This is a genomic window from Paraburkholderia sp. SARCC-3016 (genome assembly GCF_031119615.1).
Taxonomy (GTDB): domain Bacteria; phylum Pseudomonadota; class Gammaproteobacteria; order Burkholderiales; family Burkholderiaceae; genus Paraburkholderia.
The window spans coordinates 144,537-160,248 of the sequence record NZ_JAVHZD010000012.1 but is presented as its reverse complement, the minus strand read 5'-3'; the positions used below and the strand labels follow the sequence as shown (position 1 = coordinate 160,248).

Genomic DNA, 15,712 nt, shown 5'->3' with positions numbered 1-15,712 from the left:
CGCGCCCTTTTTGCTACCGCTTCATGCTGCGATAAAACGTTGCGAGATCAGCGATATCGGCCGCGACGCCGCATGCCCCGCGCCGGCTGCCGGTACACACGCAGTAGCGCCGCCGCGACTGCCGCGCACGTCATTTCGCTCCCGTGTACGAGATGCGGTAAATCGCGCCCGCGTAGTCGTCCGAAACGAGCAGCGAGCCGTCCTGCAACTGCTGCACGTCGACCGGGCGGCCCATGTATTCGCCGTTCGGCGTGAGCCATCCTTCGGCGAAGACTTCGGCGGCGCCGGCCGTGCCGTCATCCTTGATCGGGATGAACATGATGCGCGCGCCGATCGGCTTCGTGCGGTTCCACGAGCCATGCTCCGCATCGAAGATGCCGCCCTGGTACTTCGCGGGGAACATCTTGCCCTTGTAGAACGACATGCCGAGATCGGCCGCATGCGCGGCGAATTCGACCTGCGGAAACACGAGGCCCGCGGGCGGCGTGCTGTCCTTGTACTCCTCGGTGCGGACCTTGCCGCCGCCGTACCACGGGAAACCGAAGTTTTCGCCGGCCTTCGTCGCGTGGTCGAGTTCGCCCGGCGGGGTGTCGTCGCCCATGCCGTCGACCTGGTTGTCCGTGAACCACAACGTGCCGTCTTTCGGGTTGAAGTCGAGGCCAACCGAGTTGCGCACGCCGTGGGCGTAGACCTCGCGGTTCTTGCCATTCTGGTCCATGCGGATGATGCCTGCCAGGCCATTCTTGTCGAGCTCGCTCAACTTGTCCTTGGGCGGCACGTTCCAGGGCTGGCCGAGCGCGATGTAGAGCTTCTTGTCCGGCCCGACGCGGCACGCGCGTGCGCCGTGATTGAAGCTCTCGAACTGCGTCGGAATCAGCTTGCCCTGAGGAACGACGACGGCTGCGGCGACATCGGACCCGCCTTCGCCGAAGAACTGCGCGGCCGGAAAGGCGAGCACGCGGTTCTGCTCGACCACATACAGCACGCCGTCCGGCGAGAAGCACACGCCGTTCGGCACCTTGAACGTCACGGAACTCGCGAACGAGACGACGTCGTCGGCAACGCGATGTTTCGTGCGATCGGTGACCTGCCAGACGCGCGCCTTGCGTGTGCCGACGAAGACGACGCCCGTCGACGGCTCGACCGCCATGTGGCGCGCATCGGGCACCACCGCGTACAACTCGATCTTGAAGCCGGGGGGCAGCTTGATCTGCTTGAGGTTTTCGCGTAGCTCGTCGGCGCGCTGGCCCGTTTGCGGCACCGTTTCGGGCGGTGTCTTGTCGCCGGTTTGCTGGAAGTTGGATAGTGCGGTGACGTTATCTCCCGCTGCTTGCGCGGCCGGCAGTGTCGCGATGAGCGTCGCGACGGCGCACGGCAGAAGCTTGAGCGTTGCCTTCATTGCTGTGTCTCCTTGAGGTTCTGTTTTGGCGACTGCAACTGCTGGTTCGACTTCTCTTACTTCATGCGCAAATCAGTAGCGTTATAGGTGATTTCGCGTGGCGCCGCACAGGAAAATCCCCTGGTGCCCGTACAAGGCTCCACGATCCTCAGCTTGGAACGCTTATGTCGCTGCAAGCGACATCTCTTCGTAGACTTGACTTGACCTCCGGACCGCCGGGGAGCGCAATGGCATTCCCTGTTTTGAATCTGGCCAGGAAGGTCCGCAATGACTCGACCCAGCAAGCAATTTTCGATCGACCGGCGCAGCGACGCGTATTGGCGTGTGACCTTCAGCAATCCGCCCATCAACATGCTCGACCCCGACACCATCAAGGAACTGCAGGCGCTGCTCACGCAGATGGAAACGGACGAAACGCTGAAAGTGGTCGTGTTCGATAGCGCGGACCCGGACTTCTTTATCGCCCACTACGATGTATCGCGCGCAAAAGACGCATCGCGTGAACCGGGGCCGACCGGTCACGCGCCGTGGATCGACTTTACGCACCGGATTGGCAGTGTGCCGGTGTTGAGCATCGCGGCAGTGCGCGGCCGCGCGCGAGGGGTAGGCAGCGAGTTCGCGCTCGCGTGCGACATCTGCTTCGCGAGCCTCGAGAAGGCGGTGTTCGGCCAGCCGGAAGCCGGCGTGGGGCTGATTCCGGGCGGCGGTGCGCTCGAGCGGCTGCCGCTCGCGGTGGGCCGCAAACGCGCGCTCGAAATCGTGCTTGGCGCCGACGATTTCGATGCCGCGACCGCGGAACGCTATGGCTGGATCAATCGTGCGGTGCCCGATGCGCAGTTCGATGCGTTCGTCGAACAGTTCGCACAGCGCATCGCGCGGTTCGAGCGCAATGCATTGCGTACATGCAAGCAACTCATCAATCGGACGACGCTCGCGTCGGCGGAGCATCAGAACGAATCGGCGCTGGCCTTCAGAGGCGCGTTTGCGTGGCCCGGCACACAGCGTATTGTAGCGGCGCTCATGCAGCAGGGCTTCGGCACGCGTGGCGAGCTTGAACTCGATTTCGGCGAGTTTCTGACGAAGCTTTGAAACCGGCCTTTTTGCCGGCGTAAAAAAGCCGCGACGGCCAACCGGCCGCGCGGCTTTCATTCATGCAGCAGTTCAGCGATGCGGCAATCCTTCGCCTTATTGCGCGAAGTCGATATGCTTCACGAACACGATCTTGCCGTTGTCGTTCTTCACGATGTTGTAGCCATGCAGGCCGTCGCCGTTCGCATCGAACGTGTACGTGCCTTCCACGCCCTTATAGCCCTTGATCGCGTGCAGCGCCTTGGCGATATCGTCTGGCTTCGTGCTGTTCGCATTCCTGATCGCGAGCGCGAGCAGCTTCACCGAATCGTAGGCCCACGCGGAATAGAAATCCGGCTCGACCTTGTACGCGGCGCGATATTGCTGCGCATACGCTTTCGCTTCGGGGCTCGAATCCGGCGCGAAATCGGCGATCGAATACGAGCCGTACAGCGCGTCGCCGGCCAGTTGCATCGCGGTCGCGGTCGAGACCGACGGCGAGCCGATCCATGCCGCCTTCACGCCGAGTTGACGCAGTTGCTTGCCGAAAATCGCGACGTCGGTCGAGTTCGCGATATAGGTCGCGACGATATCGGCGCCGGAGTTTTTCACGGCCAGCACGATCGGCGTGAAGTCCTGCGAATTGCTCGTGAAGCCCTGGACGACCACCGGCGTGATGCCCGCTGCCTTCAGCGCGTCGGTCAGATTGTTCTTGCCGCCGTTGCCGAACGCGTCGGTCGAGTGCACGATTGCCCATTTCTTCAGCTTCAGCGTGTTCACGCCGTAATCGGCGATCACTTTCGCCGAGTAGCCGTCGTTCGGCCGCGCGCGGAAAATCCACGGGTTATTCGCGTGCGTGAGGCCGACGTCGGTGCCGCCGACCAGAATCGGCAGCTTTGCGCGCATTACGGTCGGCGAAATTGCCTGGATCTGCGTGCTGCGCACCGTCGCGATCAGCGCCGACAGATTGCCCGCGCTCGTCAGCTTCGAAATCGCGAGCACCGAGCCCGGGTTCGTGCTCTGGTTATCCTCGTTGCGCACTTCGAGCTGGCGGCCCAGCACGCCGCCGGCTTTGTTGATTTCGTCGATTGCAAGCTTCGCGCCGTTCGCCTGATAGATGCCGGCTTCGGAGCTCGGGCCCGTGCTCTCGGTCATCATGCCGAACGTGATCGGATCGGCGGCGAATGCGGTTGACGTTGCAAGCGCGAGAGAGGCGGCAGCAGCCGTGGTGGCCGTGATCGCGGCCAGCCATGACGATGTTCTTTTCATTTGGATGTCTCCGTACGTTCCGGGCCGAATGGCCCGGTGTGATGGTCAAGCGTTCAACTTCACAACTTCCCCAACTTCAGGCTTCACTCGTTTGAACGTTCATTCGTTAGCCGCGCCGCGCTTGTGGACGACGAGGTTCATCAAACGCCCGTCGCGCCATGCCGAACGCGCGGGGCGCTTGTCGGCCGGCAGTTCGGCGAGGCGTTCCTGCTCGAGCTTGCCAATCAGCGCGTCGTTCCATTTGCGCGGTGTCGCTTGCGTTGCGATGTCGAAATACAGCGGACCGTAGCGGCCGCAGTAATCGCGAATGCCGCCCGGCGCGTTCAGATCGATCGTTTCCATCGGGCCCATGAACGACCAGCGCAGGCCAAGCCCATCCTTGACAGCCTTGTCGATATCGCCGCCGGTCACATAGCCGTCTTCCACGAGCCGGAATGCTTCGGCGAGCAGCGCGCCTTGCAGGCGGTTCACGATAAAGCCCTGAATTTCACGGTTCACGACAATCGGCACCTGGCCCACGCGCGCATAGAGCGTGCGGGCACGTTCGATCACGGCGGGATCGGTCCACGGCGCCGGCACGAGTTCGACGAGCGGCACGACCGAAGGCGGATTGATCGGGTGGCCGACGAAGCAGCGTGCGCGGCACGCGAGTTCTTCGGTGAAGGCGGATGCCGGAATACCCGACGTCGAGCTCGCGATCAGCGTGTTCGGGCCGACGAGCCGGTCGAGCTTCGCGTACACCTCTTTTTTTGCATCAACCGTTTCGCGCACATTCTCCTGTACGAAATCGGCGCCCCGCAGCGCGTCTTCGAGCGAAGCCGTCGCGCTCACGCGCGCGATCACGACGTCCGGTTCTTCGCTGATCAGACCGACCGCGCGCTGTTTGACGAGCCCGGCTTTGACCGTGTCGCGCGCGGTTTCGACGGCCTTCGCATCGATGTCGAACAGCGTGACCGTGTGACCGGCGCGCGCGAACACCGACGCCCATGCACAACCGATCAACCCGGCGCCGATGACTGCGATTTTTTCCATCTTCGACTCTCCTGTGTGTTCCGCAAACGGAACGAAAAACCATCAATGCGAAGCGTCGCGGCGGCGCAACCGGCAGTGGCCGCGGCGGCGTCTGCGTATGTGAGCTCAGCCGGCCGCCGGCGCGGGCGCCTTGCCGCCGCCGAGATAGGCCGCGCGTACTTCTTCGTTATTGAGCAGTGCGCTCGGCGTGCCCTCGACGATCACGCGGCCCGTCGACAGCACATAGCCGCGATCGGCCACCGACAGCGCCATATTCGCGTTCTGCTCGACGAGCAGCACCGTGGTGCCGCGCTCGCGAATCATGCGGATCGTCGCGAACAGTTGCTGAACGATGATCGGCGCGAGGCCGAGCGACGGTTCGTCGAGCAGAATCAGCTTCGGCTTCGACATCAGGCCGCGCGCAACCGCGAGCATCTGCTGCTGGCCGCCCGAGAGGCTCCAGCCGAGCGCGTTCGACAGGCGCTTGAGGTCCGGGAAGATCGCGTACATCTCTTCGACTTCCGCTTCGAGCGCGCGCTTTGCGACATGGCCGCGAGGCGACGAGCCGATCATGATGTTTTCCTTGACCGTGAGCCCCGGGAAAATGCGGCGCCCTTCGGGCACGTGCGCGATGCCCATCTTCACGATCTTTTCCGGCGATGCGCGCTCGATCGATTCGCCGTTGAAGCGGATCTGCCCGCGCGTGGCCGGCACGAGGCCCGAGATATTGCGCAGCGTCGTCGTTTTGCCCGCGCCGTTGGCGCCGAGCAGCGTGACGATTTCGCCTTGCTCGACGTGCAGCGACACGTCGTTCAAAGCCTGCACGTGGCCGTAGTGGCTTTCGATATTCGACAGTTCAAGCAGCGGCATGCGCGTTCTCCCCGAGATAGGCGGCAACCACGTCCGGATGGCGCATCACGTAGTCGGGCTCGCCTTCGGCGATCTTCTTGCCGAAGTTCAGCACCGTGATCGTGTCGGACACCTGCTCGATCAGGCTGATGTCGTGTTCGATCAGGAAAATCGTCATGCCGTGGCCTTTCAGGCGCTTCAACAGTTCGCCGAGGTTTTTCTTTTCGGTCAGGTTCAAACCGGCCGCCGGTTCGTCGAGCAGCAGGAAGCTCGGATGGCCTGCCAGCGCGCGCGCGATTTCGACGAGGCGCTGATGCCCGTACGGCAGGTTCTTCACCGTCATATGCATCTGTTCCGCCATGCCGACGAATTTGAGCGCGGACATCGCACGCTCGGTCAGCGCGGCGCGGCTCGTGCCGATCGGGTTGTTCGCGCGTTGCGCGCCGACCATCACGTTCTCGATGACCGACATCGACGCGAACAGGCGAATGTTCTGGAAGGTGCGGCCGATGCCGAAGCCCGCGCGCTGGTGCGGCGACATTGCGGTGATATCGGTGCCGTCGAACAGAATGCGGCCGCTCGTCGCCTTGTAGATGCCGTTCAGCACATTGAGCGTGGTGGTCTTGCCGGAACCGTTCGGGCCGATCAGCGTATGGACGGTGCCGCGCGCGACTTCGATCGAGATGCCGTCCACCGCCTTCACGCCGCCGAAATGCTTCGCGACGTTTTCGAGCTGCAGAATCGGCGCGGGGTTCGAGATCGGCACATCGAGTTCGAGCGGTCGGATGCTGTCGAGATTCACCGTCGGCGCCTTCCTGAAGCGGTCGAAGCGGCCGCGCACGATGCCCCAGATACCGGCCGGCAGGAACACCATGATGAGGATCACCGCGAGGCCGTAGACCGCGAGGTAGATGTCCTTCAGGAACCGCAGCCATTCGGGCAGCACGATCAGCAGGCCCGTGCCGAACACGCCGCCGAATGCGGAATCGGCGCCGCCCAACAGCGTCATCGTCAGGAATTCGATCGAGCGCGCGAAGTTGAAGTTGTCGGGGCTGATGTACGCGAAGCCCGATGCATAGAATGCGCCGCCGACGCCTGCGAGCGCCGCGCTCATCGTGAATGCGGTGACTTTCACGCGCAGGGTGTCGACGCCGGTCACTTCCGCTGCGAGTTCGTTTTCGCGCACGGCGCGCATCGCGCGGCCGATGCGCGTATGCGGCAACCACCAGACGAGCGCGACAGCCGCGTACAGAAACACGAGGCACAGCACGACGTAGAAGCGGTCGTCGGCAAACAGGAAGCCGAAGATCGACGGCCGCTGGATGCCCGCGACGCCGTCCGGCCCTTGCGTGACGCTGGCCCAGTTCACCATCACGAGATCGAAGATCTGCTGGAAGCTGATCGTGATCATCGCTAGGTAGTGGCCGCCGAGACGCAGCGTGGTGAGGCCGAGCACGAAGCCTGCAATCGTCGCGAGGCCGATGCCGAGCAGCAGCGTCATCCAGAAGTTCAGGCCGAGCACAACGGTGCCGAGGCCGACCGCATAGGCGCCGAGGCCGAAGAACGTCGCCTGCGCGAGATTGATCTGCCCGGTGTAGCCGAGCACGACGGTCATGCCGAGCACGGCGATCGCATAGGTCGCCGCCTGCATGAAGATGTTCAGCACATACGGCGTGAGCGGAAACACAAACGGCACGAGTGCGACTGCAATCGCGGCGACGATCGCCACGACGCCGCCGAACGAAATCCGTGCGGCGCGCGTGCCGGGCGCCGGTCCGGTGGAGGCGGGTGCCTGACTCATGCTTTCTCCGAAATCTTTTCGCCGAAGATGCCTTGCGGACGCAGCATCAGGAACAGGAACAGCAGCAGGAACGCGAACGCGTCCTTATAGGCGACCGAGATGTACTGCGCGCCGAAGCTCTCGACGACGCCAAGCAGCAGGCCGCCGATAATCGCGCCCGTGATGTCGCCGAAGCCGCCGATAATGGCGGCCGCGAACGCTTTGAGCGCAATGATCGAACCCATGCCGATCGACACGAACAGGATCGGCGACACGAGCGCGCCGGCAAGGCCGCCGAGCACCGCGCTATAGAAGAACGTGAACGCGATCATCGCCGCGACCGGGATGCCGACGAGGCGCGCCATGTCCTTGTCCTGCGACGTGGCCTGCAGCTTCTTGCCGAGCATCGTGCGTTCGAACAGCACGTACTGGAACGTCACCGCAATCGCGGTGAAACCGAGAATAGCGAGGTATTGGGTGTCCATGAACACGCCGCCGACGTCGATGCCCGGCGTGTCGAACAGGCGCTTCATCGCGCGCGGCTGCGGACCGAAAATATAGAGCGCGCCGTTCTGCATGAAGATCGACGCGCCGAGCGTGCTGATGATCACCGGCAGATACGAGCGATGGCGCAACGGGTAATACACGCCGAGCGCGAAGATCACGCCGAAGATGCCGAGCACGACGAGTGCGAGTACGAACGCGAGCCAGTAGGGCAGGCCGCTGCTCAGAAACGCGACCATCGCGAACCCGCCCACCATCGCAAAGTCGCCTTGCGCGAAATTGACGACGTTGGTGGCTCTGACGATCAGCACGAAGCCGAGCGCGACCAATGCATAGATCGAACCCAGCGCAAGTCCGGCGAACAGCACCTGAACGTTGTTGACCACGAAGCTCATCGCTTCTCTCCTCTCTTGGGCGGCGCGGCATGACTGCGTTGCGCCGCCGACGTTGCAGCCGGCTTGCAACCTTATGCCGGTTGCAAACCGTGTCTCCCCGGGGTGATGGATTTAAACGACTACATGTATAAAATCTGTCTGCGGATGGTATAAAGCTGTTCCAAGGCTGTCAACAGAAATCCGATTTGCGTACAATGACCGGATGGTCAAAGACTTCGAAGGATGGGAAGAATGAGCCCGGCGACCCCACGCGTTGCGGCCGAGACAGACGAAACGGGCGGCACCTCAGGTAGCACCGCGGGCAGCACCTCGGGCAGCACCTCAGGCGGCACATTCGATGCCGGCACGCTGGGCGAACGCGTGGCCGAAAAGCTGCTGTCGAAAATTCGCGGCGACGGTCTTGCGCCGGGCACACGGCTGCCTTCCGAACATGCGATGGCGCAGCACTTCGGCGTGAGCCGCACGGTAATGCGCGAAGCGATCGCGCTGCTGAAAGCCGACGGGTTGCTGACCACCCGCAAGGGGAGCGGCGCGTTTATCAGTCAGACGGCGTTTCCGCACGCGGCCAAGGGCGATCCGCTGACCGAGCAGTCGGTGCAGTCGTTGTTGAACCTCACGGAAGTGCGGCGCGGGCTCGAGGCGGAGATCGCGTCGCTCGCGGCCGTGCGGCGCACGCCGGGGCAGCTCGCGGAAATCGAGCACGCGCTGCGGCGCGTCGAAGATGCGATGCGCGCGGGCGGCGATGGCGTCGAAGAAGATGTGCAGTTTCATCTGCGCATCGCGGAGGCGACGGGCAACCCGTATTGGGTGCGCTTCATCGAGATGTTCGCGCAGCAGATCCGGCTGGCCGTGAAGGTCACGCGCGCGAACGAAGCGCGCCGGATGGATTTCGTGAACCAGGTGAAAGAAGAGCACGATCGCATCGTCGCGGCGATTGTTGCCGGCGACCCCGAAGAGGCGCGCATCGCGGCCGGCGATCACATGCTGTGCGTGGCGGAGCGCGTACGGCTTGCGGACCGCGACTTCTGGGCGGGCAGCGGCGGTAAGCTCGCGCGCGATCTGGTGAAGGACTTCGGCGTTTGATAAGGCAAACCCGCGTGCAAATCCGCGCGCAGCCCCGTATGCAAACGCGTGCGGGGCCGCGGTCAGCTTAGCCGAGCCACTTCTTCGCCCAACCGAGGCCGGCCGACGTCGGGCCCTTCGGAATGTATTCGCAACCGATCCAGCCGTCGTAGCCGAGTTCGTCGATGAGGTCGAACAGGTACGGGTAGTTCACTTCGCCGAGGTCCGGCTCGTGACGGTCCGGCACGCCCGCGATCTGCAGATGGCCGATATCGTCTTTCATCATCTGCTTCAGCTTGACGGCGAGATCGCCTTCCATGATCTGGCAGTGATAGAGATCGAACTGAACTTTCAGATTCGCCGCGCCGACTTCGCCGCAGATCTTTTTCGCATCGCCCTGCAGGTTCAGGAAGTAGCCGGGCATGTCGCGCGTGTTGATCGGCTCGATCACGACCATCAAACCATGTTGTGCCGCTTGCGATGCCGCATACGCGACATTGCGCACATAGACGTCGCGATGCCGTGCGCGGTCCGCGCCGGCGGGGATGAGTCCCGCCATGAAGTGAAGCTTGCGATTGCCGAGCACGTGCGCGTATTGCAGTGCGGTGTCGACGCTGCGCTTGAACTCGTCCTCGCGGCCCGGCAGCGCGGCGATGCCGCGCTCGCCGTTGGCCCAATCGCCGGGCGGCGCATTGAACAACGCCTGCTCGAGATTGTGCTTCTTGAGCAGCGCGGCGAGGTCTTCGGCCGGATAGTCGTACGGAAACAGATATTCGACGGCTTGAAAGCCGTCTGCCGCGGCCGCGCCGAAACGGTCGAGGAACGCGTGCTCGCGGTACATCATCGTCAGGTTGGCGGCAAAGCGGGGCATGGTCGTCGTCTCTATGTTAGGGATAGGGGGTGGGAAGCGCGTTCGCGGCGCATGTTACCAGCGCGCGCCGAACGTCGAGCGCAGCTCGTCGATTTGCGCGTCCGTCAGCGGCGCGGGGCGCGGGTCGGTCATGAGCCACAGCTGCGCGGTTTCCTCGAGTTCTTCCAGCGCCCATGCGGCTTGCGATACGCTTGCCCCCCACACTACGGGACCAAGCCGTTCGAGCAGCACGCCGCGTACGTCGTTCGCGAGCGTGCGCACGCGTTCCGCAACGCTCGGGTCGCCGGGCCGGCAGTACGGAATCAGCGGAATGTGGCCGACTTTCATCACGTAGTACGGCGTGATCGGCGGCAGCACGTCGCTCTGCTTCCAGACACCGGCGAGCGTCAACGCGACGAGATTCGTCGAATGTGTGTGCACGACGCCGTGCATCTCGGGGTTCGTGTCGTAGACGCCGCGATGCAGCGCGAGCGTTTTCGACGGCTTGTCGCCGCTCACCCATTCGCCGTCGCGGCCGACCTTCGCGATCTTCGCCGGATCGAGATGGCCGAGGCACGCGTCGGTCGGCGTGATGAGCCAGCCGTCTTCGAGCCGCGCGCTGATATTGCCCGCGGAGCCGACCGTATAGCGGCGCGAATACAGATCGGCGCCGATGCGCGCGATCTCTTCGCGCGCGCGGCTTTCGGCTGCTGCTGCCGAAGTAACCGTTGCGCTCATGGCTGCGCTCCCAGCGTGTCGAACAGAGCCAGCGTCTTGCTGAAGAAATCGACGGTGCCGAAGTTGCCGGACTTCAATGCGAGCGCGAGCGGCGTTGCGCCGATCGAAACCGTGGCCGGCACGCCCGGATCGATTTGAGGCCCGATTTGCAGGGCTTTGACGTCGAGCGCATTGACGACCGCGCCCGACGTTTCTCCGCCCGCCACGACGAAGCGGCGCACGCCTGCCTGATGCATGCGCTGGGCGATGGCCGCGAGCGCCTGTTCGACGAGCTCGCCCGACGCCGCCGTGCCGAGCTGCTTCTGCACGGCGCTGACTTCTTCCGGCGCACTCGTTGCGTAGATCAGCACCGGGCCTTTCGCGAGCAGCGGTTCGGCGAACGCCATCGCTTCGTCGGCCACCTTGTCGCCGCGCGCGAGTGCGAGCGGATCGACGCGGAACGCGGGGCGTCCGCTGTCGCGCCAATCCGCGACCTGCGCTTGCGTCGCGCGCGAGCAGCTGCCGGACAGCACGGCGGACAGGCCCTTGACGCCGGGCACGCGCTCGCTGTTCTTCGCGGCGGGCAGCAGGCCTGCACGTTCGAAATTGCGCGGCAGCCCGAGAGCGAGACCGGAGCCGCCGGTCAGCAGCAGATCGTTTGCACAGGCTTCGCCGAGCGTGTAGAGGTCGTCGTCCGAAATCGCATCGGCGATGGCGAGCGCCGCGCCGTCGCGCTGCAATGCCGCGCGCGCTTCGTTGACGGCCGCGGCGCCGCGCTGCACGGTGTCGTAACGCAGCAGGCCGACTTTGGTCTGCGTTTGCCGCTGCAGCACGCGCACGAGGTTCGCGTCGGTCATCGGCGTCAGCGGATGGTTCTGCATGCCCGATTCGTTGAGCAGCAGGTCGCCGACAAACAGATTGCCGCGATAGACGGTACGGCCATTTTCCGGAAACGCCGGGCACGCGATCGCGAACGGCGCGTTCAGCGCCTTCATCAAGGCATCGGCAACGGGGCCGATATTGCCGGCGTCGGTCGAATCGAACGTCGAGCAATACTTGAAGTAGAACTGCTTGCAGCCGAGCTTTTGCAGCCACTCGAGCGCGGCCAGCGATTCGGCGACGGCCTGTTCGCGCGGCGCCGTGCGCGATTTCAGCGCGACTACGATCGCTTCGGCCGGCGTATCGAGCGGGCCGCTCGGCACGCCGATGGTTTGAACGGTGCGCATGCCGCCGCGCACGAGCATGTTCGCGAGGTCGGTCGCGCCCGTGAAGTCGTCGGCGATGCAGCCGAGCAGGGCAGTGGATGAAGTCATGGTGGCGGGCCTATTGTGCGGCGTTGTCGCGAATGAAAGCATGCACGACGCTGTCGAAATCGGCGTCGAATACAAAGCCGAGCGAGCGCGCGTAGTCGGCCGAGAAATTGCCCGGCCACGAATTGACGATGCGCTCGATGGCCGGGTCGCGCTCCATCTTCACGCGGTTCGCGACTGCATCGCCGGCAATGCGCCGCAGCGATGCAAGCATGTCGTTCACCGACACCGACAGGCCCGGCATATTGATCACACGCCCTTGCGTGAGCTTGTCCTTGGGCAGTTCGAAGCCGTGCAGCAGATTCTCGATTGCGCGATCGGGCGACATCAGCCACAGGATGGTTTCCGGCGCGACGGGGCATACCGCGTCGACGCCGTTGATCGGCTCGCGAATGATGCCGCTCGCGAAGCTCGATGCCGCACGGTTCGGCTTGCCGGGCCGCACGACGATGGTCGGCATGCGCAGGCTGCGGCCGTCGATGTAGCCGCGCCGGCTATAGTCGGCAAGCATCAGGTCGGACAGCGCTTTTTGCGTGCCGTACGAACTTTGCGGCGACCATACCTGCGAGTCGGGCACCGTGGCCGGCATCGCGCCGCCGAAGACGGCGACCGAACTGGTCATCACGAAGCGCGCCTGCGTGCCGAGCGTGCGGATGCGTTCGAACAGCGTGCGCGTCGCGTCGAAGTTGATGCGCATGCCGAGCTCGAATTCCTGTTCGGCCTGCCCCGATACGATGGCGGCCAGGTGAAATACCGCGTGGGTATCGGCGTCGACGAGCCGCTCGATCTGCGCCGGATCGGCGATATCGCCGGTGACCGGATGCACGCGCGGGTCGTCGATGCCTTCGAGCGGCACCACGTCGAACGCATCGATGCGCTCGATCGCAACCGGTTTGCCGGCCGGGCCGGTCAGTTCGCCGCGCGCCAGCAGCGCGCGAATCAGACGGCGGCCGAGGAAGCCCGCCGCACCCGTTACCAGCACTTTCATATGTGTCTCCATACAGGTCGCGCAACATTGCGCGCGGCGAACGAGCAAGGGTCGCCGCCGAGTCCATGTCAAAGTTGTATGATGATGTTATCTTAGGACGGCGGGCGTGGCAAACTTCATGGTGCGTTCGGGTGTCGGTAAGTGCTCGCGCGGCGAGTTTTCTAGCTGCGCGTGCGACTGCGAGCGCTTTTGCCGGAGCCGCCGGGCGAGTCATCGAGTGTCCCCTTACGGGCCGCTTTCTTTTCCTCGTTGATCAAGGGCCGCGCGGCTGCGCTGCCGACGTCTTCCCAGAATGCCGAGTCGGCCTCCTGAATCCGCGCGCCGGCGTTGTCGATATGCGTAATGGCGGCCTGCCGTGCGGCTTCCGCGTCCTGCGCCGAAATCGCATCGAACAGCGCGCGGTGTTCGTTGCGCACCTGGGTCGAGAAATCGTCGCGGCGTGCTTCGTTCGTGCGCGTCACGAGAATCGCCGCATGCGTGAACTGGCTGATGAATTCGAGCAGCGACGGATAGAGCGGATTGCCGGTCGCGCGCGAAATCGCCATATGGAACGCGAGGTCTTCGTCGACGCCGTCGCGCTTTTCCTTCGCGGCCGCGTCGATGGCGGCAAGTGCCCGCCTGATGTCGGCCAGTTGCGCGCGAGTGCGGCGCTGCGCGGCGAGCGCGGCCGCTTCCGCTTCGATGCCGCGGCGTAGTTCGGTGACGCGCAGCACCGCATCGACCGAATCTTTCGGATCGATGTCGAGCCGGAAGGCGGTGGTGCGGTTCGGTTCGCGCACGACGGTTCCGCTGCCCTGACGCACCTCGACAAGGCCGTCGGACTTCAGCCGCGAGATGGCTTCGCGCACGACGGTGCGGCTCACGCCGAACCGCTCGGAGATCACCTGTTCGGTCGGCAGCCGCGTGCCGGCCGGAAATTCGCCGCCCTTGATCTTTTCGAGCAGGACGGCCGTGACGCGGTCGGCGAGCGTGCCGACATTCGTGATGACGGGCGCCTCGAAGGTGACGGAGGAGCGGGGCGTAGAGGTGGAGGTGGCCATGTCGTGTTTTACGAAAGACTTCGGAGACGTTCAGTTGTCTTTATAGGCGATGCGTTGACACGGTACCACTTTCTACCTATGATCGGAACCGCATAGATAACACATATGGTTATCATACAAATTCGGCCGTACGGATCGATGTAAGGAGACAAACCGGTGCAAACCGAGTCGATAGAAGTGGTAACACGCGGCGACGCGCAGGCATTCGAAGCGCGCACCTACGCAAAAGTGACCTGGCGCATCGTGCCGTTCCTGATGTTCTGCTATCTGGTCGCTTATCTCGACCGCGTGAACGTCGGTTTCGCGAAGCTGCAAATGTCGTCGGACCTGCATTTTTCCGACACCGTCTACGGCCTTGGCGCGGGTATCTTTTTTATCGCGTACTTCCTCGTCGAAATTCCCAGCAACATCATTCTCCACCGTGTCGGCGCGCGCCTATGGATGGCGCGCATCATGATCACCTGGGGCGTGATTTCGTCGGGCATGGCGTTCGTGACGACGCCGACCGCGTTTTACGTCATGCGCTTTCTGCTCGGTCTTGCCGAAGCGGGCTTTTATCCCGGCGTCATTCTCTACCTGTCGTACTGGTATCCGTCGAATCGGCGCGGCAAGATGTTTGCGGCGTTCGCCGCCGCCGTGCCGCTTTCGGGGTTGATCGGCGGTCCGCTGTCGGGTTACCTGCTGCATGCGCTGACCGGCGCGATGAACTTCGCGGGTTGGCAGTGGCTGTTCTTTGTCGAAGGCTTGCCGTCGATCGTGGCCGGCATCGCGGCGATTTTCGTGCTGACCGACGGAATCACGAAAGCGAAATGGCTGACCGCTGAAGAACGCGCGCTGCTGACGATGAACATCCGCGAAGATTCGGCGCACAAGGCGGAACATTCGGTGCTCGAAGTGTTCACGAATGGGCGCGTGTGGTTGCTCACCGCGATTTATTTTTGCCTGATTTGCGGCTTCTACACGGTTGGTTTCTGGCTGCCTACGTTGATCTCATCGACCGGCGTCAAGGATCCGCTGCAAATCGGTCTGCTGACTGCGATTCCATATGGCGCCGCCGCCGTGACGATGATGCTCGTCTCGCGCAGCGCCGACCGCCGCCGCGAACGGCGCTGGCACCTCGCATTCACGGCCGTGCTGGGCGGCGTCGGTCTCATCATGTCGGCGGCGTTTGGCTCACAGCCGGTGCTCGCGATGATCGGCCTCACGCTTGCGGCGATGGGCGGCCTGAGCACGCTGCCGATGTTCTGGAGCCTGCCGACGGCGTTTCTCGGCGGTTCGGCCGCGGCCGCGGGCATTGCGCTGATCAATTCGTGGGGCAATCTGGCGGGCTTCGTGAGCCCGTATCTGATCGGTTTCATCAAGGACACCACGCATAGCGCCAACCTGGGTTTGTACGCGATGGCAGGGGCGCTCTTCGTCGGCACACTGTTGACGTTCATCATGCCGGGCAAGGTGGTTAACCGTTAGACA

14 protein-coding genes are annotated in these 15,712 nt (G+C 63.8%); 3 read left to right on the top strand and 11 right to left on the bottom strand.

The genetic code is table 11. The annotated features are described in order from the left end of the window. Positions 1 to 130: 130 nt before the first annotated feature. The gene (locus QYH69_RS14270) at positions 131 to 1,399 is read right to left on the bottom strand and encodes a PQQ-dependent sugar dehydrogenase (RefSeq protein WP_308832510.1); all 1,269 of its coding nucleotides are present in this window, start codon (positions 1,397 to 1,399) and stop codon (positions 131 to 133) included. A gap of 267 nt (positions 1,400 to 1,666) precedes the next feature. Here QYH69_RS14270 and QYH69_RS14265 point away from each other — a divergent pair, with 267 nt between their 5' ends. Then, a complete protein-coding gene (locus QYH69_RS14265; RefSeq protein WP_308832509.1) occupies positions 1,667 to 2,488 on the top strand; it encodes an enoyl-CoA hydratase/isomerase family protein in 822 nt (273 codons plus the stop codon). Between the two features lie 96 nt (positions 2,489 to 2,584). Here QYH69_RS14265 and QYH69_RS14260 read toward each other — a convergent pair whose 3' ends face one another. From QYH69_RS14260 to QYH69_RS14240, 5 genes are all read right to left on the bottom strand, one after another. Next, entirely contained in the window at positions 2,585 to 3,736 is a 1,152-nt protein-coding gene (locus QYH69_RS14260) for an ABC transporter substrate-binding protein (RefSeq protein WP_308832508.1), read from the bottom strand. Between the two features lie 99 nt (positions 3,737 to 3,835). After that, positions 3,836 to 4,768 carry a 3-hydroxyacyl-CoA dehydrogenase gene (locus QYH69_RS14255; RefSeq protein WP_308832507.1) on the bottom strand — a complete coding sequence of 311 codons (933 nt, stop codon included), beginning with the start codon at positions 4,766 to 4,768 and terminating at the stop codon, positions 3,836 to 3,838. 105 nt (positions 4,769 to 4,873) lie between these two features. Next, on the bottom strand, positions 4,874 to 5,611 hold the full coding sequence (locus QYH69_RS14250) for an ABC transporter ATP-binding protein (RefSeq protein ID WP_308832561.1): 738 nt from the start codon (positions 5,609 to 5,611) through the stop codon (positions 4,874 to 4,876). Beyond that, complete coding sequence (locus QYH69_RS14245) at positions 5,604 to 7,397, bottom strand: branched-chain amino acid ABC transporter ATP-binding protein/permease (protein ID WP_308832506.1); 1,794 nt, start codon at positions 7,395 to 7,397, stop codon at positions 5,604 to 5,606. Before QYH69_RS14245 ends, QYH69_RS14250 begins: the two co-directional genes overlap by 8 nt. Beyond that, positions 7,394 to 8,275: a branched-chain amino acid ABC transporter permease gene (locus tag QYH69_RS14240; protein ID WP_308832505.1), complete on the bottom strand. Its 882-nt coding sequence runs from the start codon at positions 8,273 to 8,275 to the stop codon at positions 7,394 to 7,396. The genes QYH69_RS14245 and QYH69_RS14240 overlap by 4 nt, the downstream gene beginning before the upstream one ends. Before the next feature lie 231 nt (positions 8,276 to 8,506). On the opposite strand from QYH69_RS14240, the gene QYH69_RS14235 reads away from it, so the two are divergent. Beyond that, positions 8,507 to 9,358, top strand: a complete 852-nt coding sequence (locus QYH69_RS14235) for a FadR/GntR family transcriptional regulator (RefSeq protein WP_308832504.1) — start codon at positions 8,507 to 8,509, stop codon at positions 9,356 to 9,358. A gap of 67 nt (positions 9,359 to 9,425) precedes the next feature. On the opposite strand, the gene otnI is transcribed toward QYH69_RS14235, so the two are convergent. From otnI to QYH69_RS14210, 5 genes are all read right to left on the bottom strand, one after another. After that, positions 9,426 to 10,208 carry a 2-oxo-tetronate isomerase gene (gene otnI, locus QYH69_RS14230; RefSeq protein ID WP_308832503.1) on the bottom strand — a complete coding sequence of 261 codons (783 nt, stop codon included), beginning with the start codon at positions 10,206 to 10,208 and terminating at the stop codon, positions 9,426 to 9,428. 54 nt (positions 10,209 to 10,262) lie between these two features. Beyond that, the gene (locus tag QYH69_RS14225; protein ID WP_308832502.1) at positions 10,263 to 10,925 is read right to left on the bottom strand and encodes an aldolase; all 663 of its coding nucleotides are present in this window, start codon (positions 10,923 to 10,925) and stop codon (positions 10,263 to 10,265) included. Further along, positions 10,922 to 12,217, bottom strand: a complete 1,296-nt coding sequence (gene otnK, locus QYH69_RS14220; protein ID WP_308832501.1) for a 3-oxo-tetronate kinase — start codon at positions 12,215 to 12,217, stop codon at positions 10,922 to 10,924. Before otnK ends, QYH69_RS14225 begins: the two co-directional genes overlap by 4 nt. A 10-nt stretch (positions 12,218 to 12,227) precedes the next feature. Then, entirely contained in the window at positions 12,228 to 13,202 is a 975-nt protein-coding gene (denD, locus tag QYH69_RS14215; protein WP_308832500.1) for a D-erythronate dehydrogenase, read from the bottom strand. Positions 13,203 to 13,363: 161 nt separating this feature from the next. Next, the gene (locus QYH69_RS14210; RefSeq protein WP_308832499.1) at positions 13,364 to 14,242 is read right to left on the bottom strand and encodes a FadR/GntR family transcriptional regulator; all 879 of its coding nucleotides are present in this window, start codon (positions 14,240 to 14,242) and stop codon (positions 13,364 to 13,366) included. 156 nt (positions 14,243 to 14,398) lie between these two features. Here QYH69_RS14210 and QYH69_RS14205 point away from each other — a divergent pair, with 156 nt between their 5' ends. Next, a complete protein-coding gene (locus QYH69_RS14205) occupies positions 14,399 to 15,709 on the top strand; it encodes an MFS transporter (RefSeq protein WP_308832498.1) in 1,311 nt (436 codons plus the stop codon). The last annotated feature ends 3 nt before the right edge of the window (positions 15,710 to 15,712 follow it).